We start from the raw sequence: 19,790 nt of genomic DNA on the forward strand, positions 1-19,790 counted from the left end.
CATAGCTATGACTATTGACTAGTAAGGCAGAAAATAGCTAACCAGTCAGTAATATTATTATCATTTTATCGATCATATCGGAATCATCATGCGGCTTAAAGATTGCCATAATTTTCAAGACTTCAGACGACTTGCACAACGCCGCCTACCTAGCCCGATTTTCAACTATATTGATGGCGGGGCAGATGATGAAAAAACCTATCAGCAAAATACTCTGTCTTTTGATACATGCGATCTCGTGCCCAATGTTCTGGCAGGCGTAAAAGACATCGATATGTCCGTGACAGTCATGGGGCAAAAATTAGACATGCCTCTCTATTGTTCTCCCACAGCACTACAACGCTTGTTCCATCACAAAGGGGAACATGCGGTTGCGGCCGCTGCCGAAAAATTTGGAACCATGTTTGGTGTTTCATCCCTCGGCACAGTTAGTCTTGCTGACGTTCGCAAGAAACACAGCAATCCTCAATGCTATCAATTTTACTTTCACAAAGATCGCGGCCTAAACAAAGCCATGATGCAAAGTGCAAAAGAGGCTGGCGTCGAAGTGATGATGTTGACTGTCGACTCCATCACCGGCGGCAACCGAGAGCGCGACTTGCGCACGGGCTTTTCAATTCCCTTTAAATTAACGCTTGGTGGCATGCTGCAGTTTGCGATCAAGCCAATGTGGGGCATAAATTATGTCACTCACGAAAAATTTTCTCTGCCACAATTGGATAACCGCGTCGATATGAGCGGCGGCGCGCTTTCAATCGGTCGTTATTTTTCAGAAATGCTCGATCCATCCATGACATGGGATGATGTGGCTGAGATGGTCAAAGAATGGGACGGTCAGTTTTGCCTCAAAGGTATTATGAGCGTTGCTGATGCTAAAAGAGCAGTTGAAATTGGCTGTACAGGCATTGTCTTATCCAACCATGGTGGCAGGCAGCTTGATGGATCGCGCACACCATTTGACCAGCTAGAAGAAATCGTCAATGCAGTCGGCGACAAGATTGACGTTATTATGGATAGCGGCATTCAGCGCGGGACCCATGTGTTAAAAGCCTTGTCACTGGGTGCAAAGGCTGTTGGTGGCGGGCGGTTCTATCTATATCCGCTGGCGGCAGCTGGCCAACCGGGTGTTGAGCGTGCATTGCATCTCATGCGTGCGGAAATCGAGCGAGATATGAGATTAATGGGGTGTGATTCAGTTGCTCAATTGTCTCGCGATAATCTTCGTTTTAGAAACTGCTAATCTGGGTTTCAAGGGCATCGGCGCTTGTCTTTTTAAAGTGCTAACGTTCAGCGCTTAGTTTCAAAATATTTAGACAAGACAACGTGCAAACTATTCAACACCATCGTCCTCTTGGAACAATCCCATTTGATGCACGGCTCCACCTTCTGGCACAGCAAGGCCCATATGTGTAAACGCGAGCGGGGTGAGTAACCGCCCGCGCGGGGTTCGTTGCACAAAGCCTTGTTGAATAAGATAAGGCTCCACAATCTCTTCCACCGCATCGCGTGGTTCTGAAAGAGCGGCAGCAATGGTCTCAATCCCAACAGGGCCACCGCCAAAGTTCATCGCGATTTGATTAAGATAGCGCTTATCCAGCGCATCAAGCCCGCGATCATCCACATCAAGACGGCGCAGCGCCTTATCAGCAATCTCGCGTGTGATTTCTGTTTCCCCATCAAAGATCGCAAAGTCACGCACCCGACGCAACAAGCGCCCTGCGATACGCGGTGTCCCACGTGAGCGCCGCGCAACTTCCCTCGCGCCATCTGCTGTCATGCCGATGCCCATAATGCGCGCCCCACGAACAACGATGCTTTCCAATTCTTCCACGGTATAAAAATTAAGCCGGATTGGAATGCCAAACCGATCACGCAATGGGGTGGTGAGAAGGCCAAGGCGTGTGGTGGCGGCGACAAGCGTAAATTTAGCCAGATCAATTTTGACGGAACGCGCTGCCGGTCCCTCCCCGATAATCAGATCAAGCTGAAAATCTTCCATCGCGGGATACAAAATTTCTTCAACCGCAGGATTAAGCCTATGGATCTCATCAATGAAGAGGACGTCATTTTCTTCCAAGTTTGTGAGCAAAGCTGCCAGATCACCAGATTTGGCAATCACAGGGCCAGAGGTAGAGCGAAAATTAACACCAAGCTCCCGCGCCACAATCTGCGCCAGTGTCGTCTTTCCAAGACCGGGCGGACCGACAAACAACACATGATCCAAGGCTTCACCACGTGATTTCGCGGCGCCAATAAAAACTTTTAGGTTTTCACGCGCTTCTTTTTGACCGGTAAACTCATCAATCGCCAAAGGGCGAATTGAGGTGTCGTCGTCCTCACGAAGTTCAGGGGTTATGATGCGCTCAGAATCACTCATCTAATGATCTTATTAAATCCGAAAGCTCTACGCCACCAACATATTGTCAGGGCAGACATAAAACCGGACAATACAAAAATCGGTTTCGTAATCAGGTTGGTGCTGGACTGCAGACCGTCAAAGCTAAGCGGCGCGGCACAAGCCACAAAAGCAAACAGACAAACCAGCCACCAATTGACATAGCCGCGCATGATATAAACCAAAAAGCTCAATACACAGGTAATGAACGCCGGTATCACGCCCAACACAAAAGGCGTCAACAAAAGACCCGGGAGAAGCACAAAGAACAAAACGCTAATGGTCGGGAAATAAAGCAATTGATCGATTGTCACCTCAGCGCGCCCCGACAAAACATAAAGCGGATAAAACACTAGATAATATGCGCCCGCGATAAGCGGCGCGATGACGCAAAACACCGCAAGCATGGCAATGAATGTTTTAAAATGTTGGCCGAGTGATCTCACCGAGCCAGTTCCTTCAAGCCTACTCTAATCAACGTCTGCGTATCGGCCTCTTCGCCTGCATTTTTCACCGCAGCGGCAATGGCGGCGGAGGCTTGCGGCGCGCCATAGCCCAAATTGGTCAAAGCGGAAACCGCATCGGCAACATTAGATGAAGCAACGCCCTCGCCCAGTTCTTGTTGAAGGCCGATTGTGCCGGACGTATCCCCCGACAAAGCCGGTGCTTTAGTTTTCAATTCAAGCACAATGCGCTGCGCCACTTTTGGCCCAACGCCGGGACTGCGCGCGACCATCGCCTTATCTTGAAGCGCGATTGCAGAGGCTAAATCACCAGGGCCCAATGTGCCCAAAATCGCCAGCGCCACCTTCGCACCCACCCCTTGCACGCTTTGCAACAGGTTAAACCATTCGCGCTCTAAATCAGATGAAAAGCCGAAAAGCCTGATTTCCGTCTCACGCACATGGGTCTCGATAGAAAGTGTTGCGGCCTCGCCAGGGCGTGGCAGGGTGCCCATGGTTTTAGAAGAGCAATACACCTGATAGCCCACACCTTGCACATCAAGGATCAAATAATCCTCACCATAACTGTCAACCACGCCTTTGAGTTTACCAATCATTGAACGACCGCCATTCGCATTTGTTGGGCAAGTGTTTGGCGATTATGGGCATGACAAATCGCAATCGCCAGCGCATCAGCGGCATCATCGCTATCAAAGACTGCTTTGGGCATCAGCACTTTCACCATCAGTTTGATTTGTTTCTTATCGCCATGACCAACGCCAATGACGGATTTTTTCACCTGATTGGGGGCATATTCGGCAACGCTCAAACCAGCCTTGGCCGGCACGACCATAGCAATGCCCCTCGCCTGTCCAAGTTTGAGGGTCGCTCGGGCATCTTTATTGACAAATGTTTCTTCCACCGCCGCCTCATCAGGCGTCCACTCGCCAATGACGGCGCTGAGCCCATTGAAAATTTCAAGCAGCCTATTTGAAAGGGTGGCATCAGTTGCAGCTTTAATAGTGCCCGATGCCACAAAAGAAAGGCCATTCCCCTTAATATCAACCACCCCCCAGCCCGTGTTCCGGAGGCCTGGATCAATTCCAATAATGCGAATCATCTCTGTCATGGCACAAACAGTAAATCATGTTGAGGAAAATGAGGAGAGTGTGAAAGGTGGATTAATTCGTTTTTGTGGGGGGAAGCAGCCTTTCACTGTCGTCGCAATTGGATTAACCTTCAAAAGCTTGACGCTCTTTAGCCCAATATTCCATGTTGATAGCAAGAGGCAATTCCCATGACCATCGACCAAATACTATTATTCTCACTATTTGGTATTCTTTTCGGCTTTCTCGTTTGGGGACGCTTTCGCTATGATCTGGTCGCATTTACTGCATTGCTTATCGCAGTGCTTGCCGGATTTGTTTCTCCAAAAGAAGCTTTCGAAGGCTTCGGCCATCCTGCAGTCGTCATCATCGCGCTGGTATTAATTGTATCGCGTGGGCTCACTAATTCAGGCGCCGTTGAACTTATTGCGCGCTTTGTGGTGCAGCCAGACAGAAAGCTTTCCTTACACATTTCCATCATGGCATTTGTAGGAGCAATACTTTCAGCGATTATCAATAATGTTGCTGCACTGGCACTGTTAATGACGCTGGATATAGATGCCGCGAAGAAAGCCAAACGAGCTGTATCGCTGTCATTGATGCCCCTTTCCTTCGGTACGATCCTAGGGGGGATGATAACTCTCATTGGTACGCCGCCCAACATCGTGATCGCTCAATACCGGCAAGATGCACTGGGTGAGCCATTTCATATGTTTGACTTCACTCCCGTTGGGCTTGTTATTTCCATTGTCGGGATCGCTTATGTCGCCTTAATTGGCTGGCGGTTACTTCCCACGCGAGAGGACACATCCTTGCTTGAGGACGATGCGGGTCTTTATGTCGCCGAAGCCCGGGTCAAAGAAGGGTCAAAATCTACTAATATACAAGTGCGTGAGCTTTATCCGTTAGCCAATGACAATGACATTACAATTCTTGGTCTCGTGCGCAATGGAAAACGGCTTGGCGGATTTTCGCGCAGGCAAATAACGCGTAAGGGTGATTTCCTTGTGCTCGAAGGCGATCCAAAATCCATTGAAAATTTTATGGGTGCTGCAGAACTGGATTTTGCCGGATCGGAAAAACATGGTGGATTACGCGGTCAATCTTTGAGCCTTATAGAAGCCATTGTCCCCGATAATGCCCGCATTGATGGCCGAACATCCATGGGATTGCAACTTTTGTATCGTCACGGGGTAACCCTTCTTGGCGTTTCGAGGCAAGGCATTCGCTTTCGAGATCGTGTACGGAATTTGCCAATTAAACCCGGTGATCTTTTGCTCCTCCTTGGACCCGATGACCGAATAGATAGCGTTTGCCAATGGTTAGGCGTGTTGCCACTCGCGTCTCGACGCACTGAGGTTATCCAACGACGAAAAGCTCAATTGGCTATTACAGCTTTCGCTCTCGCTATAGCCTTGGCTGCATTTGGCGTCATATCTCTCGCAATATCATTAGGTGTGTGCGTTGTCGCCTATGTGGCTATGGGCTTGATTGGAGGTAATGATTTTTATGAGCTGATTGAATGGAAGGTCATTGTTCTCCTTGCCTCCCTCATCCCACTGAGTGCCGCGCTTGAGAATTCCGGCGGCACGAAACTGATCGCCGATCTCATCGTCACCCAGACAGCTGGTATGCCACATTGGATGATTTTGACTGTTTTAATGGTTGTGACAATGACATTGTCAGATTTCTTAAACAACGTTGCAACAGCATTGATAGCCGCCCCTATAGCCGTCAGTGTTGCTCAATCAATTGGCGTCAATCCCGACCCATTTCTCATGGGCGTTGCCGTTGCCGCATCATGTGCCTTTCTCACACCTATCGGCCATAAAAATAACACCATTATTATGGGACCCGGCAACTACCATTTTGGTGATTACTGGCGCATGGGATTAGCCCTCGAAATTATCGTGATTATCGTAGCAGTGCCAACACTTCTGCTTGTCTGGCCACTTTAAGCGCCGACAGTAAATTGTGTTGGGGGAAATAGGAGAAGCAGACTTTAGCTACAGTTGCGAACAATAAAATGAACCAATTTATTCCCGCTTAATTATAAGCCTTCCCGCTTAAGTCACAGATACCTACGATCCTTGGATGGCTCTTATTTTTATTATATGCTGAAAACAATCATTCAATATCTGCTATTGCAAGCTGATAGCACAACGAAAAGAATAGAGGCAAAATGCGGCTTTCTGCGATACTAGCGTTATTTGCAACCATAGGCATGTCATGGGCTTCATCGAGCTATTCACAAATTTCACAAGGTAGCTTTTGCCGTCCAGTCGCAAAGTTTAACAACGGAATTCTACCAGCAAACTACGAAGGCGCACTACACTTTGCCCAAGCAAGACAGGGTGTAGAGATTACCTATTTAGCCCATTCATCTTTCAGAATTGAAAATTCCTCAGGCTTGAATATTGCCACAGATTATACAGGCTTTCATGGATCCAAACAATTGCCTGATATTGCCACGATGAATACAGTTCATGATGGTCATTTTACGTTTGAGCCCGATGAAGAAATAGAACACGTTTTGCGAGGATGGCGCATTGATGGTGAAGCTGTCCGGCACTACGTTAGAATTAACGACACTATTGTTCGAAATATTACCACTGATTTCACTTCACAAGGAACCGGCTATCGGCCTGACGAAAACTCTATTTTTATATTTGAAACTGATGGATTATGCATTGGGCATTTAGGACAATTACATGAATACCCCACAGAGGAACAACTTGCGGAAATAGGCCGGCTTGATGTCATGATGATGCCTGTCAACGGCATTCAAACATTAAGTTTAGATAATATGGAGCGGCTGATAAAACGCTTAGGTGTGCGCATTATTTTACCAATGCATTGGCATGATAAACGCTCATTATTAGGATATTTGGAACAGATTGAAGGCCGCTATCCGACTGATAAGAGAAACGATAATTCTATCAATATCTCGATTGAATCCTTGCCTTCCGAGCCGAGGATGATTTTTCTAACGCCAGAAACATCTTTCAGGTTATTCGACGAGTAAATCACCCACCAATCAATCCCTCAACCTTCAAGACTTGCCATCACCTCATCATCAATCTCAAAGTTCGCATAGACATTCTGCACGTCTTCGTCGTCTTCTAGCGTTGAGATAAGCTTCAACAGCGTTCCTGCTTTCTCAGCATCCACAGGCACATTGTTTTGTGGCTTCCAGATCGGCTTCACGCTTTCTGCCTCACCAAGGGTTTCCGCGAGTGCTTTTGACACTTCACTCAAATCTTCAAACACACATAAGATGATATGACCGTCTTCGTCGCTCTCGCAGTCTTCCGCGCCCGCTTCAATGGCCGCGTCCATCACCGCGTCCGCGTCTCCCGCATCATTCTTATAGGCAATTTCGCCCACATGATCGAACATGAAGCCCACAGATCCGGTTTCACCCAGTGCGCCGCCGTGTTTTGTAAAAGTTGAACGCACCGTGGAAGCGGAGCGATTTTTATTATCAGTCAGACATTCAACGACAACGGCAACACCGCCGGGACCAAAGCCCTCATAGCGAATCTCTTCATAGTTCTCCGCATCACTGCCGTCGGCTTTTTTAATCGCCCGCTCGATAACGTCTTTAGGCATGGATTGGCCCTTGGCGTTTTGTACAGCCAGCCGCAGCCGCGAATTTCCATCCACATCCGTGCCGCCCATTTTAGCAGCAACGGTGATTTCCTTGGAAAGTTTAGAAAACATCTTCGAGCGTTTCGCATCCTGCGCGCCCTTGCGGTACATGATGTTTTTAAATTTACTATGGCCTGCCATGTCGCCTCTTTGAATATCATCGGTTAGGAACTCGTCCATCGCTTATAAACAAAGCGAAGCCTTAGCGTCCAGCCCCATCACGTTATATGAGCGCAATCCCAACCTAATCCACGTCATTAACATCTCATTAAGCGACTATTCCGTTATTGCATGGCCGCTATGCAATAACGGCACTACTGATCAGAAGGGCGATACACTATGTAAGATTTATCGCAGTGCACAAAATCAAAGGAGCATTAAGATGTTTAGTCATATCAGCCGCGTAGCCGCCGCCCGCTCTTCAGCAGACGATATTTTTGCCAATAAAAGACCGACCTCAACAGATGTTGCAGGACGTCACCATTCAGCAGATTTGACTGACCGGTTTTCCCGCAGACGCTAAATCACATAATTATCCCTGATCTGCTATCATAGAGATAGCTTGCCACGAGAAGCTGTGGCAAATTAGCGGGATGACAATTACCGTTTTCATTGCAGTCATTTTTGCCGCAGTTCTTCATGCATCGTGGAATGCTCTTGTGAAGAGTGGCGTAGATAAAGAGCTGAATCTTGCAGCTGTTATCCTTGGTCACGCGCCCATAGCGCTGGTCTTTATGATCATCATGCCGCTGCCTGCCCCCGCCTCATGGCCTTATATCTTTGCAGGCCTGTTTTTCCACTTCGGCTACCAGTTGTTTCTTCTCGCTTCTTATAAAATCGGCGATCTGACACAAGTCTATCCCATTGCACGGGGCAGCGCGCCTTTGCTGGTCGCGGGGGTTTCTGTTGTTTTTCTGGGCGTTCACCTCACCTCTTTGGAACTTTTGGCCATTTGCATTATCGCTGCCGGAATTTTGAGCCTCGCCCTCGTGCGCCAAAAAGACGGCATTCGCAACACACGCGCCGCCCTGCTCGCTTTTATCACGGGTTGTTTCATTGCTGGTTATTCATTAATCGACGGTTTGGGTGCACGGCTGGCGGAAACAGCGCTTGGTTTTTATGGCTGGCTCGGCTTTGGCAATGCGGTTATTTTCGCCATTTTCTTCGCCATCAAACGCCCCTCTCTTTTACCCAAAGTTCTGAGCGAGGGCCGAAACACATTCATCATCGGTGGCACGGCTTCTTATATCGCGTTTAGCATCGTGATTTGGGCCTTCACACAAGCACCCATCGCCCTAGTAACTGCCCTTAGAGAAACAAGCATTATATTTGCGTTGTTGTTCGGCGTCTTCTTTTTGAAAGAGCGGCTCGATCTTGTGAAGGTTATAGCAACAATGCTGACGCTTCTTGGCGCGGTGCTTTTACGGTTTTCAAAAAACTGACCTTGAAGATGTCAGGTCGCAATAAACTTTGCCGCCTCATCCGCAATGATCTTCGCTATTAAAACGCAATCCGCCTCATCGAAAGTAAGGGGCACCCGCATATCGCATGTGCGTGAGAGCGTCTTCTTGGTTTTTGTCAGTTCCGGCAGATCATCGAAATACTGCCAGCTGTCGTAGCGGCTGGTAAAGGCTGCTGGCTCATCGGCACCAAACCATTTCAACTCCACCCCACGCTTTGCGCAACCAGTGATAAATTCAGGAATGAGCAACGGCTGAATGCCAAGCGCTTGAAACTGAAAAGACGAACCAACAAATTCTTCATGCTCCTTACGGGCAACCACACGAAGGCCATCTATGTCGCTCAATCCCGCCTCTAGCGTATGATAGCGCGCGTTCCAGCGGGTAATATTCGCATCAAGATTTGGCAATTGCGCCCGCAAAATAGCCGCACGCAAATTATCAAGCCTCGCAGAGCAATTCGGCGTATCAAGACGCATGTTATCAAAAACACTCGCATCAGGTGTCGCCCCGTGCCGCTCGTAAAGCATATAGGAGCCTGACAAAATTGTGGCGCGGGCCGCCACTTCTGCATCATCGGTCGTTAAAAACCCGCCCTCTCCCGAATTCATATGCTTATAAGTCTGATTTGAAAAACAGGCGACCTTACCGAAATTGCCAGAGCGCACACCCTGCCATCGCGCGCCCATTGTGTGGGCGCAGTCTTCGATCATCGCAATGTTAAATTCTTCGCAAATAGCAACAATCGAAGCCATATCCGCAATATGGCCGCGCATGTGGGAAAGCATTAAAAACTTCGCGCCAGAGCTCGCAGCCTTTGCCCACAAATCGTCTATGTCGATGTGCCAGTCATCATTAATTTCAACAAATACTGGCACGCCTCCCGCCACATGAATGGCGCCCGGCACGGGTGCGAGTGTATAGGCATTGGCCAGAATTTTATCACCCGGTTTCAGCCCCACCGCCCGCAAAGCAATCTGCATCGACTGTCCGCCTGAGGCCAGAGCCAGACAATATTTAGCGCCCTGATAAGCTGCATATTCCTCTTCCAAAAGGGACGTTTCAGATGTCTCTCCAGCGGCTGTATTATAACGATGTAACCGCCCTTCTCGCAAAATTTCAACCGCACGCGCAATGCCCGCTTCAGGGATTGCTTCTTGTTGAGTAAACGGTTTTGTAAACATCATGGCCGCACCGCTATCATATCAATTTCTACCAAGGCATCGACAGCCAGACCGGTAACCCCGACACAGGTACGCGCGGGCAAGCGATCGGCTGGAAAATACGATTGATAAACCTCATTCATCGCGGCATAATCACGCTTGAATTCAGTAATATAAACTCGCACCTGAGCAACACTCGCCAATGTAAGGCCCATCCCTTCAAGTACAATAATCAGATTATCCATCACCCGACGCGTTTGCGCCTCAATGCCCTCAGGCAAAGGTCGGGCTGGTTCACCTGGCCAAGTTGGCATTTGGCCGGTTACAAAGATAAATCCACCCGCCTCAGTCGCATGGGAGAAAGGAGCTACTCCTTTTGGGGCAGCTGGTATATTGTGAAATTCGATCTTGCTCATAAAAGTTCAGCCACCCTAGCCTCGATTGATCAAGCTTCTAAGCACATTAGAAGATTTGAGTTTTTAAAAGCAATCCTGCATTGTTCGTTTTTGGCAAAAAGACTGATTGCAACCAATTATCATCCTAGGTGAGCCTGATACATATGACACCCCCATCACGCATTGATATGCCCGTTTATGATTTACACCCTGTGCCGCCCGCAGCCTTGCGAAATCGCGCACTCATCAGTGAGACACTTGCTCATATTTTACCAAAATCTGGCACAGTGCTGGAGGTTGGCTCAGGGTCAGGCGCCCATGTGATTTATCTGGCAAACCATCTACCCTATCTCAACTTTCAACCAACAGAACGATCAGAAGAACAACTTTCTCAAATCGAAAAATGGATCAAGCAAGCTAAGCTAACAAACATAGAAACGCCCCTCAAACTTGATCTGCTTGAAGAGCAATGGCCCGTTTCGAAAGCGGATGCACTGATTTCCATGAATGTCATCCATATTGCACCGTGGACTGCCACGCTTGCCCTGATCAAGTTAGCATCACACATTTTGACAAGTGGGGCGCCCTTGTTTTTTTATGGTCCCTTTTTTCGAAGTGATATTGAAACTGCCCCAAGCAATCTCGCTTTTGACGAAAGTTTGCGCGCTGGCAACCCTTCAAGCGGCATCCGCCATCTCGACGACATCGCCACCCATGCCCAAGAGGCAGGTTTCACAGGCCCTCACATCATCAACATGCCAGCAAATAATTTAAGTGTAGTCTTCACAAAAGCCTGATCGTGACACGAGATAAAATAAGCTTATTATGGTGTGTGTTACAAATTGGCTGGATAAGATAATCAATGAATTTTTGGATTCAAAGCTTTGTCGCTTGTATATCGATGATGCTTTTTACTTTTTCTGCCGCTGCATCGGATAGTTCCGCTTTAAAAAAATTGGAATGTGGCATTGTTGACCCACAACCATCTTTCACCTTGCCTGTGAAAAAACAAAAAATAACAATCTTGATGATAGGTTCATCATCGACCTCCGGCGTGGGAGCTGGCGATATATCAAAGGCTTATCCTGCCCGTACTGCTTTTTATCTAAATGGAAAAAGGAGCGACCCCAAGGTTGATGTCATTGCTAAAGGCGTAGGTGGCGAGAGAGCAAAAGCGGCCTTAAAACGCATATCCCCAGCCATCAAAGCCACATCACCCGATCTTATAGTGTGGCAGGTGGGCACGAATGATGCGCTGGGCAAAGTGCCACTAGAAGAGCTGACCGCAACCATACGAAAAGGCATCGCCATCGCCCAAGAACACAAACTGCCTCTGATCCTAATCGACCCGCAATTCTTTCCTCGCATATTAAGCAATCAAAACTATGCTGATACCGTCGATCTCATCGCACGCATTGGAAAAGCACAGGATCTGCCTGTGGTCAAAAGATACCAGCGCATGAAACACGCCTTAAGTCTTGATCAAAACCTTATGACTAGCCTCATGGCGAAAGACCGTTTTCACATGAGCCCGCTTGGTCACGAATGTCTTGCTCTTGATCTCGCTGCCACTATACGAGCAGGCATCAGCGCTGAGGTGAAAAACTAAACTTGCTCAATAGAAATATTCTTTGACGCTTTTTCGGCCTGCACCTGAATGCTCTTCTCTGCCTTCACCACACGGTCTTGAGCATAGGCTTCATGGTTGTTTTCCACATCACTCAAATCATAGAGATAATTCACCATGAGACCGGCAGATTGTTTTAAGCCTTTTTCCGAAACATCGCCCATCCAGTTAATCTGGCGCAGGCTTGCGCCATTACCCAAATGAAAACGAGCGACAGGATCAATAGGCTGACCATCTTCGCGCTTTTCGAGTAGAAAATACCGCGCAGCCAGTTCAACGATATTTGTTTTAAGACTTTCAATCCTCGATAGATCTTCGGGTTCCGTAAGCGACTTGATGGCGCCTAAAGCCTCTTCTGCCGGTCGATCTGGCTCACTGAGAGCGGTCTTCTCCAACCAGTTCATGAAGCTGGGAACTGGCGATAATGTCACAAAGGTTTTCAGATTTGGCAAATCATGGGCCAGATCACCTACCACCTGTTTGATCAAAAAATTACCAAAAGAGACCCCCTGCAATCCCGCCTGACAGTTTGAAATCGAGTAAAACACAGCAGTATCAGCTTCATCTTCACGCAATTCTTCTCGGTTTTCTGCCAGCACATCTTGTATCGAAGAGGGAATAGATTTTGTCAGTGCCACAACAACGAAGATCAATGGCTCATCGGGCATTGCAGGATGAAAAAAGGCAAAACATCGCCTATCCTCAGGCAAAAGCCGTCGGCGTAAATCTTCCCAACTTTGAATTTCATGCACCGACTCATAGGTAATCACTTTTTCCAAAATATGGGCAGGCGTTGTCCAGTCGATTGGGCGCAGCACCAAAAATCCACGATTGAACCATGAAGCAAAAAGGTGCTGAAAGTCCACATCCGTTCGGGTGAGTCTCGTCATCGTCTTTGCAATCTTCAAAAAATCCTCGCGCATTCGTACAAGTCGGCCCGTACCGCCTGGAACACCGTTCAAACGGCGCAACAGCTCTAATCGTCCGGGTTCTGACACCTTTTGCAAAACACGCAGATTATCTGCACTACCATCCTCACTAAATCGGTTCGCGGCCTCAATAATAGCTTCGGTATTCACATCCAGATGCTCATTGAGATAAACAAAAAACTCTTCCCGTTCCTCATAACTCATCGCTTCATATTTATTGAAAAGAGCATGAGCTATTTTTGTACCTGATACTTCACCGCGCCCTGAAACAAGAGCATGTATCAGTTCTTTCATTGAACGTTTATCCGTCGAGCGGGTTAGACCAACCCCACGTTCAAACACGCTGGATAACAATCCTTGAAAAAATGAATTGCCACTCATCTGTTTTATTCCTCGCATCCAAGTTCAATTGGTTCGCCATGGGGTGTTGCGCGCGCAGCACGGTCCCAAGCATTATAACGATCTCTCAAGTTACCCGCATCCACGAGCCCTTTCGCGCTCGTTATCCGCTCTAAGGTCGTGAGCCAACATTGATAATATTCCTCCTCATCATCAAGCTCCTTAATAACGCCGCCCAATGCTTGCCCCCACTCATGAGCGGTAAATAATCCTTTTTCATGAAGCACACATGTCACAGCAAAAATTTGCGCCTGCCACGGCTCGGCAAAGACAGGCCCGGCCTCATCGCGCGGCAATTCAGGCAAGGCCTGCAAAATTTCATTGTCAGCCTTTATCTGCGCATCATTTTTTTTCAAGATAAGGTTCCCACAAGTCAGCCATAATACGATCACCGGCCCGCGCCTCATCACCCCATAATTCTTGGGCCGAAAAGCGTACTGTATAAAGCCATTTTGGATTTTCACCCGCATCTTCTGCATTGCTATCAGGAAAAACAAAACCACCGTGCGCGGCAATAATTTCACCCTGATGACCACGTAGATAACGCGGCGCTCGGGTATGGCCCATAGGATGAAAATTACGCACGCTCACCTGATCGCCAACATTAAAAGCCGCTGGCTCATCTATGGGTCGGTCACAAGGACCGCCATTGCGTAAAACCCGCGGCACATCTTCGGCTTTCAAAGCACCCGCAATCGGTAAAGGCGGTGTCACCATTTTCCCCGTCTCAAGCTCTTCTGCCGTCGCCAGCTTTTCTCGCACCATCAGCTTTTCAAGGGCAGCCCACCAGATTTGATAATAACTTGATGTCAAATATTGTGGTGGTGGCAGGCTCTCGCGGGCATGACGTGATTTATCTAGGTTCCATTTCACAGCGACCGCCATAGAAAGCACCAACGCCAGCACTTTGCCTTCCCATTCTTCATGGAAAACAGGCTTCACAGGTTCAGGCACAACCGGTCCAAATCCCTGCATGCCACCAAGATCATGTGCAGAATTCATGGCCGCACCTCATCAGGTTGAAGCGCAAGCCCCGTCCCTATCATTGAATCGCGCGTGACAAGGTCTGCCAATGCCTCAATATCCCATCCTTCAGTCCCATTCGGGCGCTTGGGAATAACCAGATAGCGCAGTTCGGCAGTGGAATCCCAAACCCTGACATCCACTTCATCGCCCAATGTCACACCAAAATCAGCCAGCACACCACGAGGATCAATCACAGCGCGCGAACGGTAAGGTGCTGACTTATACCATACAGGCGGCAAGCCAAGCACATTCCACGGATAACAAGAGCACAGCGTGCAAACGACCATATTGTGCACCTGATCTGTGTTCTCAAGCACCTTCATATGCTCACTTTGCCGGCCTTCGAACCCAAGCGATGCAATGGCCTTTGTTGGCTCACGCCTTAGCCATTCAAGATAATCAGACTCATGCCACGCCTTCGCCACAACCAGCGCGCCATTGCGTGGGCCTACTTTATTTTCATAGGTATCAATAATGACATCGAGAGCGGCTGGATCGACATATCCTTTTTCCACGAGGAGCGATTCAATCGCTTTCACCCGTAACGCGGTTTTTGAAAGTTCTGATCCCTCACCATGATGATGGTCGTGATGATGGTCTATTTTATGGTCATCGCTCATTATAATCCACCTTCGCAATATCTTAAATGTCAGTGTGGGATTGAAAACTGTGATTTGGCAAGCATGAAATCATGATAAGTGTATGTTAGATAAAATTATCAATAATAATAAATAGGCTCAGTTTCATTCAATGCATGTAAAAATAAGACGTTGCCTTGGTATTTTTGCGACCATTCTTTTAGCGATATATTACACACCACTTTTTGCTCAAGAGGCGTCCGATGCCATTCAGCCTGAAGAACATATGCAACTACCAGAAAACAATAAAAATCTTGTCACTGGTACTTCATGGATTATTTCAACGGCCAACCCTCATTCAAGCGAAGCAGGCGCCAAAATTTTACGCTCTGGCGGTAACGCTATCGATGCCATGATCGCCGTACAAACCACATTGAGCCTTACCGAACCACAATCGTCTGGACTAGGGGGCGGTAGTTTTTTGGTCTATTGGGATAACAAAGAAAAACGGCTAACGACTTTTGATGCTCGCGAAACAGCGCCTGCAGACGTCAACCCACGCCTGTTTCAAAACCCAAGCGGCAAGCCTTACAGCTTTTATAATTCAATTTTAAGTGGCCTATCTGTCGGCGTACCAGGTGTGCCTCAGCTCTTATATGAAACCCACAAAAAATATGGCTCAAAACCATGGCCCGAACTTTTAGAGCATGCCATCGCCTTGTCAGAATCCGGCTTCGAAATCTCTCCCCGCCTTGCAGGTCTAATGGCGCAAAGCAAGCAACCCTTGGCATGGTATGACACTACACGCACTTATTTTTTTCATGACAATGGTGAACTAAAAAGCCGTGGGACATTATTGAAAAACCCAGCCTATGCAGAAACCCTGCGCGCTTTCCAAACACAGGGAGCTGATGTCTTTTATAAGGGCACAATTGCAAAGCAAATCGTGGATGCTGTTCAAAACACAAAAGAGCGCCCTGGCACCCTATCACTGAGTGATCTTGCTAATTACCGCATAAAAGAACGAGAACCTGTTTGCTCACCTTATCGCGATTATAGCGTTTGTGGCATGGGTCCTCCGTCATCTGGCGCAATCGCCGTAGGTCAGATTTTAGGCACATTAGAGCCCTTCGATCTTACTACGGGCGGGCCCGAGAGCATCGAAAATTGGCAACTTATCGGCGATGCAACCCGCCTTGCTTTCGCAGATCGAGGCCGCTATGTGGCTGATCAAGATTTTGTTCCTGTTCCCGTGAAAGGGCTTTTGAAAAAGGAATATCTAAAAACTCGCTCTAGCATGCTTGCCGCCGGTAAAAAACTGAAAGTAGCTATAGCGGGCACGCCTAGTTTTGATCATGCTTACAATTATGCTGATGACCAATCATTAGAAATACCCTCAACCACTCATTTCGTCATTCGCGACACACATGGCAATATCGTCTCGATGACTTCATCCGTTGAAAATGCTTTTGGGTCCAAGCTTATGGTTGGGGGCTTTCTACTCAATAATCAGCTCACAGATTTTTCTTTTGCAACACATAAAGACGGCCGCCTTATTGCTAACTCGGTAGCCCCTGGAAAACGTCCGCGCTCCTCTATGTCCCCTACCATCGTTTTCAAAGATGGAGTCCCACAAGTCGCCATTGGCAGCCCTGGTGGCAGTCGCACCATCCCTTATGTTACCAAATCGATTATAGGCATGATTGACTGGGGCCTGAACATTCAAGAAACTATCAATTTACCTCATATTACCAATCGCTTTGGCACCTTTGCATTTGAGGCAAATACCAAGGCTATTGAATATCAAGAGGAACTGGAAGCTCTTGGGTATGATACGGTGGCAATTTCGCTAAACTCGGGTTTGCACGGTATCAGCATCAAAGACGGACAACTTGAAGGCGGCGCAGACCCTCGTCGCGAAGGCGTCGTTCTGGCACAATAAAAGAACAAGGTTTTTTATTTTGGAAACGATCGCAACCCTGATCCAAAGATTTTCTCATGCTGGAGAAGTCAGATGGATCGGTGTGCGTCCTGCGCGAAAACAGCCATTAATTTCCCTTGATCAAGCAACCGTCCGCTCTACAGGTCTTGAAGGTGATCACAGGACAAAACCGGGCAAGCGCACCATCACTTTAATTCAAGCCGAACATCTGCCCGCAATCGCGGCTCTTTGCAGCGGTCAACAACCCACTATTAATCCTGCTCGGCTTCGTAGGAATATCGTTGTAAGTGGTATTTCACTGCTGGGTCTGCGCAACCAAATATTCAAAATTGGCAACACCACACTGCGCGGCACAGGTCTATGTGCACCTTGCTCACGGATGGAAACAGAGCTTGGCTTTGGTGGTTACAATGCGATGCGCGGCCATGGCGGCATATGTGCTGAAGTCTTGGAAGAAGGGGTTATAAATCTAGGTGACCCTGTTCTTTCACACAGCCACGAGTAATAGGACAAAGACCCTATTTAAAAACACATACCTTCTATCTCAAAAAACCACATTCATCATGACAAGCGACACCACAAGAAATAGCAATGTCATGACGCCGCCTGTGCGCACAAAATCAATCACCTTATAACCTGCCGGCCCCATGATAAGCGCATTGACTTGATGGGTAGGTATAAGAAATGAGTTCGACGTAGAGATAGCAACCGTCATTGCAAAAATGGCTGGATCGCCCCCTGCTTCCAGTGCAATGGAAACAGCTAAAGGGACCAATAAAACAGTTGCCCCCACATTAGACATAACCAATGTAAAAATCGTCGCAAGTATAGCCACACCCGCCTGCAATGCCCATATAGGCCATCCATCTAAAACCGTTAGAATTTGCTGTGCTATCCACGAAGCTGCGCCCGTCGACTGCACCGCTTGCCCGAGCGGTATAAGACTAGCCAGCAAAAACACTGTACTCCAGCTCACTGCAGCATAGGCTTCATCAAGATCAATAACCTTCGTGATAATCATACCAGCAGCGCCAACGAGCAGGCATAATGAAAGCACAACATTGGAAAACAGTATCAACCCAACTGCTACACAAAAGAACAACAAAGCCCAGCCGACTTTCTTTGGTCGTAATTCTTCACGCGGGAAATCTGATGTTACAACAACAAAATCGCGATCATTGGTAAGATGGGTCAAAGCACCCCAAGTACTGTGAATAACCAACGTGTCACCAGCGGCAAAAGGAATCTCACTTACTGGCGTTGGAATATGGTCAGCAGTCTCCACATAACTCATGGTCTCACCTGTCCTATGGATTGCCAACAGGCTAGCTCCATACCGCTTGCGAAAGACAAGGTCATGGGCATTTTTTCCAATAACCGATGAGCCTGGAGGAATGACCATTTCTGCAACGCCAGATTTTGTTAGCGCATAATCTTCTGCAAATACTTCAAGGTTTCGCATAACCCTAAAGCCTTCAGCCTTCGCCATGGCTCGAATAGGCTCCTCCCGCCCAAGCACAACAAGGCGACAGGGGGTTTGAATTTTTGTGCGTATAAGAGGAGCAAACCATCTCCGACCGCCAAAAAACGTTCCAATAATATAGATGTGATGACGTTGCATAAGTTCATCGAGTGTCTGACCTTCAATAGGATGGTTCCCTGGCACCACTATCTCAAAAATATCGGCTTGCAATCCATAGATTCTCTTTAGGTAAGCTTTGAGGGATTGACCGCTTGTACTATCTTTTGAGCCATTCTTTTTGGGCAGCACCCAATGGCCAAAAAAGACGAAATACAATATTCCTGTCACGACCAAACACAATCCAATTGGCGTGACAGAGAACAAGCCAAAAGTCTCCATTTGATCCGCTTCAGGCAATCTCTCATTTGCACTTAAAATTAAATCATTCAGCAAAATGAGAGGTGAAGAACCAACCATTGTTACTGTTCCCCCTAGAATCGCACAAAAGCCCATAGGCATAAGCAAACGACTGAGGGGAATTTCTGAACGAACAGAAATGCGGCTGACCACAGGCAGAAACAGAGCCGCTGCACCAACATTTTGCATAAACGACGATATAAGCCCAACCGTCCCTGAGATGATCGGTATAATACGCTTCTCAGTGCTACCGCCATATTTGAGAATAACGGCAGCCACTTTACTCATAAGACCAGTCTTATCTAATCCTGCACCGATAATCATCACGGCAATAATCGAAATGACCGCATTAGAAGCAAATCCATCGAACAGATGATTAACATCAGCCAAGCCACTCAGCCCTGGAAGCAAGCTCATAAGCCCCAGAATAATCATCACTAAAATTGCAGAAAGATCGACACGAAGAATTTCGGAAACAAATAGAAAAACCGTAAAACCCAATAAGCCCAGCACCACAGCCATCTCTGTGGTGAGAACAACAACATCCATTATGGTCCTCCCCCCAATTGATGTGCTCTTGTGACTCAACAAATACTTATTCTTATCTGTTTAAGCTTCCGGAAAATTTATTTTCTCGCTCATAGATTATGAGCACACTCAATACGCTTCGGATTGTAGCGAAAGAACTATTCAATGCAAATGCTTAGCTCTAGCAGCCATCCACTTAAGGCCAATTTCACAGCGATTTTACACTCGTTTAATGATGCGTATTATGGAAAGATAGATATGCTCTATGA

21 protein-coding genes are annotated in these 19,790 nt (G+C 47.6%); 9 read left to right on the forward strand and 12 right to left on the reverse strand.

The features are described 5' to 3' along the window. The first annotated feature begins 88 nt into the window (after nucleotides 1–88). Nucleotides 89–1,240 (forward strand): alpha-hydroxy acid oxidase, encoded by a 1,152-nt coding sequence (locus ABJ081_00645; protein MEP6355174.1) that lies wholly within the window; start codon nucleotides 89–91, stop codon nucleotides 1,238–1,240. Nucleotides 1,241–1,330: 90 nt separating this feature from the next. Here ABJ081_00645 and ruvB read toward each other — a convergent pair whose 3' ends face one another. The 4 genes from ruvB to ruvC are packed head-to-tail and all read right to left on the reverse strand — an operon-like array spanning nucleotide 1,331 to nucleotide 3,967. Further along, nucleotides 1,331–2,377 carry a Holliday junction branch migration DNA helicase RuvB gene (ruvB, locus tag ABJ081_00650; protein ID MEP6355175.1) on the reverse strand — a complete coding sequence of 349 codons (1,047 nt, stop codon included), beginning with the start codon at nucleotides 2,375–2,377 and terminating at the stop codon, nucleotides 1,331–1,333. Further along, a complete protein-coding gene (locus tag ABJ081_00655; protein MEP6355176.1) occupies nucleotides 2,374–2,841 on the reverse strand; it encodes a hypothetical protein in 468 nt (155 codons plus the stop codon). The genes ruvB and ABJ081_00655 overlap by 4 nt, the downstream gene beginning before the upstream one ends. Beyond that, the gene (gene ruvA, locus ABJ081_00660) at nucleotides 2,838–3,455 is read right to left on the reverse strand and encodes a Holliday junction branch migration protein RuvA (protein MEP6355177.1); all 618 of its coding nucleotides are present in this window, start codon (nucleotides 3,453–3,455) and stop codon (nucleotides 2,838–2,840) included. The genes ABJ081_00655 and ruvA overlap by 4 nt, the downstream gene beginning before the upstream one ends. Beyond that, a complete protein-coding gene (ruvC, locus tag ABJ081_00665) occupies nucleotides 3,452–3,967 on the reverse strand; it encodes a crossover junction endodeoxyribonuclease RuvC (protein ID MEP6355178.1) in 516 nt (171 codons plus the stop codon). The genes ruvA and ruvC overlap by 4 nt, the downstream gene beginning before the upstream one ends. Before the next feature lie 168 nt (nucleotides 3,968–4,135). Between ruvC and ABJ081_00670 the strand changes: the two genes are divergently transcribed. Together ABJ081_00670 and ABJ081_00675 are read left to right on the forward strand one after the other, a co-directional pair. After that, complete coding sequence (locus ABJ081_00670; protein MEP6355179.1) at nucleotides 4,136–5,902, forward strand: SLC13 family permease; 1,767 nt, start codon at nucleotides 4,136–4,138, stop codon at nucleotides 5,900–5,902. Between the two features lie 224 nt (nucleotides 5,903–6,126). Next, nucleotides 6,127–6,969 (forward strand): MBL fold metallo-hydrolase, encoded by an 843-nt coding sequence (locus tag ABJ081_00675; protein ID MEP6355180.1) that lies wholly within the window; start codon nucleotides 6,127–6,129, stop codon nucleotides 6,967–6,969. A gap of 20 nt (nucleotides 6,970–6,989) precedes the next feature. On the opposite strand, the gene ABJ081_00680 is transcribed toward ABJ081_00675, so the two are convergent. Beyond that, nucleotides 6,990–7,736 carry a YebC/PmpR family DNA-binding transcriptional regulator gene (locus tag ABJ081_00680; protein MEP6355181.1) on the reverse strand — a complete coding sequence of 249 codons (747 nt, stop codon included), beginning with the start codon at nucleotides 7,734–7,736 and terminating at the stop codon, nucleotides 6,990–6,992. Between the two features lie 241 nt (nucleotides 7,737–7,977). On the opposite strand from ABJ081_00680, the gene ABJ081_00685 reads away from it, so the two are divergent. Together ABJ081_00685 and ABJ081_00690 are read left to right on the forward strand one after the other, a co-directional pair. Continuing rightward, nucleotides 7,978–8,118 (forward strand): hypothetical protein, encoded by a 141-nt coding sequence (locus ABJ081_00685; GenBank protein ID MEP6355182.1) that lies wholly within the window; start codon nucleotides 7,978–7,980, stop codon nucleotides 8,116–8,118. A gap of 70 nt (nucleotides 8,119–8,188) precedes the next feature. Then, nucleotides 8,189–9,037, forward strand: a complete 849-nt coding sequence (locus tag ABJ081_00690) for a DMT family transporter (GenBank protein MEP6355183.1) — start codon at nucleotides 8,189–8,191, stop codon at nucleotides 9,035–9,037. Nucleotides 9,038–9,048: 11 nt separating this feature from the next. Here ABJ081_00690 and ABJ081_00695 read toward each other — a convergent pair whose 3' ends face one another. Next, entirely contained in the window at nucleotides 9,049–10,242 is a 1,194-nt protein-coding gene (locus ABJ081_00695; GenBank protein ID MEP6355184.1) for an aminotransferase class I/II-fold pyridoxal phosphate-dependent enzyme, read from the reverse strand. Next, nucleotides 10,239–10,625, reverse strand: coding sequence for a RidA family protein (locus tag ABJ081_00700; GenBank protein ID MEP6355185.1), 387 nt, complete (start codon nucleotides 10,623–10,625; stop codon nucleotides 10,239–10,241). The genes ABJ081_00695 and ABJ081_00700 overlap by 4 nt, the downstream gene beginning before the upstream one ends. A gap of 152 nt (nucleotides 10,626–10,777) precedes the next feature. Here ABJ081_00700 and ABJ081_00705 point away from each other — a divergent pair, with 152 nt between their 5' ends. Further along, a complete protein-coding gene (locus ABJ081_00705) occupies nucleotides 10,778–11,410 on the forward strand; it encodes a DUF938 domain-containing protein (protein MEP6355186.1) in 633 nt (210 codons plus the stop codon). A 65-nt stretch (nucleotides 11,411–11,475) separates the two neighbouring features. After that, complete coding sequence (locus ABJ081_00710) at nucleotides 11,476–12,222, forward strand: SGNH/GDSL hydrolase family protein (protein ID MEP6355187.1); 747 nt, start codon at nucleotides 11,476–11,478, stop codon at nucleotides 12,220–12,222. Here ABJ081_00710 and ABJ081_00715 read toward each other — a convergent pair. Genes ABJ081_00715 through nthA form a run of 4 tightly spaced genes read right to left on the reverse strand, consistent with a single transcriptional unit; the run spans nucleotide 12,219 to nucleotide 15,214 of the window. Beyond that, on the reverse strand, nucleotides 12,219–13,550 hold the full coding sequence (locus tag ABJ081_00715; GenBank protein MEP6355188.1) for a malonyl-CoA decarboxylase: 1,332 nt from the start codon (nucleotides 13,548–13,550) through the stop codon (nucleotides 12,219–12,221). The genes ABJ081_00710 and ABJ081_00715 overlap by 4 nt on opposite strands. A gap of 5 nt (nucleotides 13,551–13,555) precedes the next feature. Beyond that, nucleotides 13,556–13,924: a nitrile hydratase accessory protein gene (locus ABJ081_00720; protein ID MEP6355189.1), complete on the reverse strand. Its 369-nt coding sequence runs from the start codon at nucleotides 13,922–13,924 to the stop codon at nucleotides 13,556–13,558. Then, nucleotides 13,911–14,570 (reverse strand): nitrile hydratase subunit beta, encoded by a 660-nt coding sequence (gene nthB / locus ABJ081_00725; protein MEP6355190.1) that lies wholly within the window; start codon nucleotides 14,568–14,570, stop codon nucleotides 13,911–13,913. Before nthB ends, ABJ081_00720 begins: the two co-directional genes overlap by 14 nt. Further along, nucleotides 14,567–15,214 (reverse strand): nitrile hydratase subunit alpha, encoded by a 648-nt coding sequence (nthA, locus tag ABJ081_00730; GenBank protein ID MEP6355191.1) that lies wholly within the window; start codon nucleotides 15,212–15,214, stop codon nucleotides 14,567–14,569. Before nthA ends, nthB begins: the two co-directional genes overlap by 4 nt. A gap of 130 nt (nucleotides 15,215–15,344) precedes the next feature. On the opposite strand from nthA, the gene ggt reads away from it, so the two are divergent. Both ggt and ABJ081_00740 read left to right on the forward strand, forming a co-directional pair. Continuing rightward, nucleotides 15,345–17,114, forward strand: a complete 1,770-nt coding sequence (ggt, locus tag ABJ081_00735; GenBank protein ID MEP6355192.1) for a gamma-glutamyltransferase — start codon at nucleotides 15,345–15,347, stop codon at nucleotides 17,112–17,114. A gap of 19 nt (nucleotides 17,115–17,133) precedes the next feature. Beyond that, nucleotides 17,134–17,619, forward strand: a complete 486-nt coding sequence (locus ABJ081_00740) for an MOSC domain-containing protein (protein MEP6355193.1) — start codon at nucleotides 17,134–17,136, stop codon at nucleotides 17,617–17,619. Nucleotides 17,620–17,658: 39 nt separating this feature from the next. On the opposite strand, the gene ABJ081_00745 is transcribed toward ABJ081_00740, so the two are convergent. Beyond that, on the reverse strand, nucleotides 17,659–19,542 hold the full coding sequence (locus ABJ081_00745) for an SLC13 family permease (GenBank protein ID MEP6355194.1): 1,884 nt from the start codon (nucleotides 19,540–19,542) through the stop codon (nucleotides 17,659–17,661). Between the last annotated feature and the right edge of the window lie 248 nt (nucleotides 19,543–19,790).

This window comes from Hyphomicrobiales bacterium (genome assembly GCA_039989895.1).
Lineage (GTDB): Bacteria > Pseudomonadota > Alphaproteobacteria > Rhizobiales > JACESI01 > JACESI01.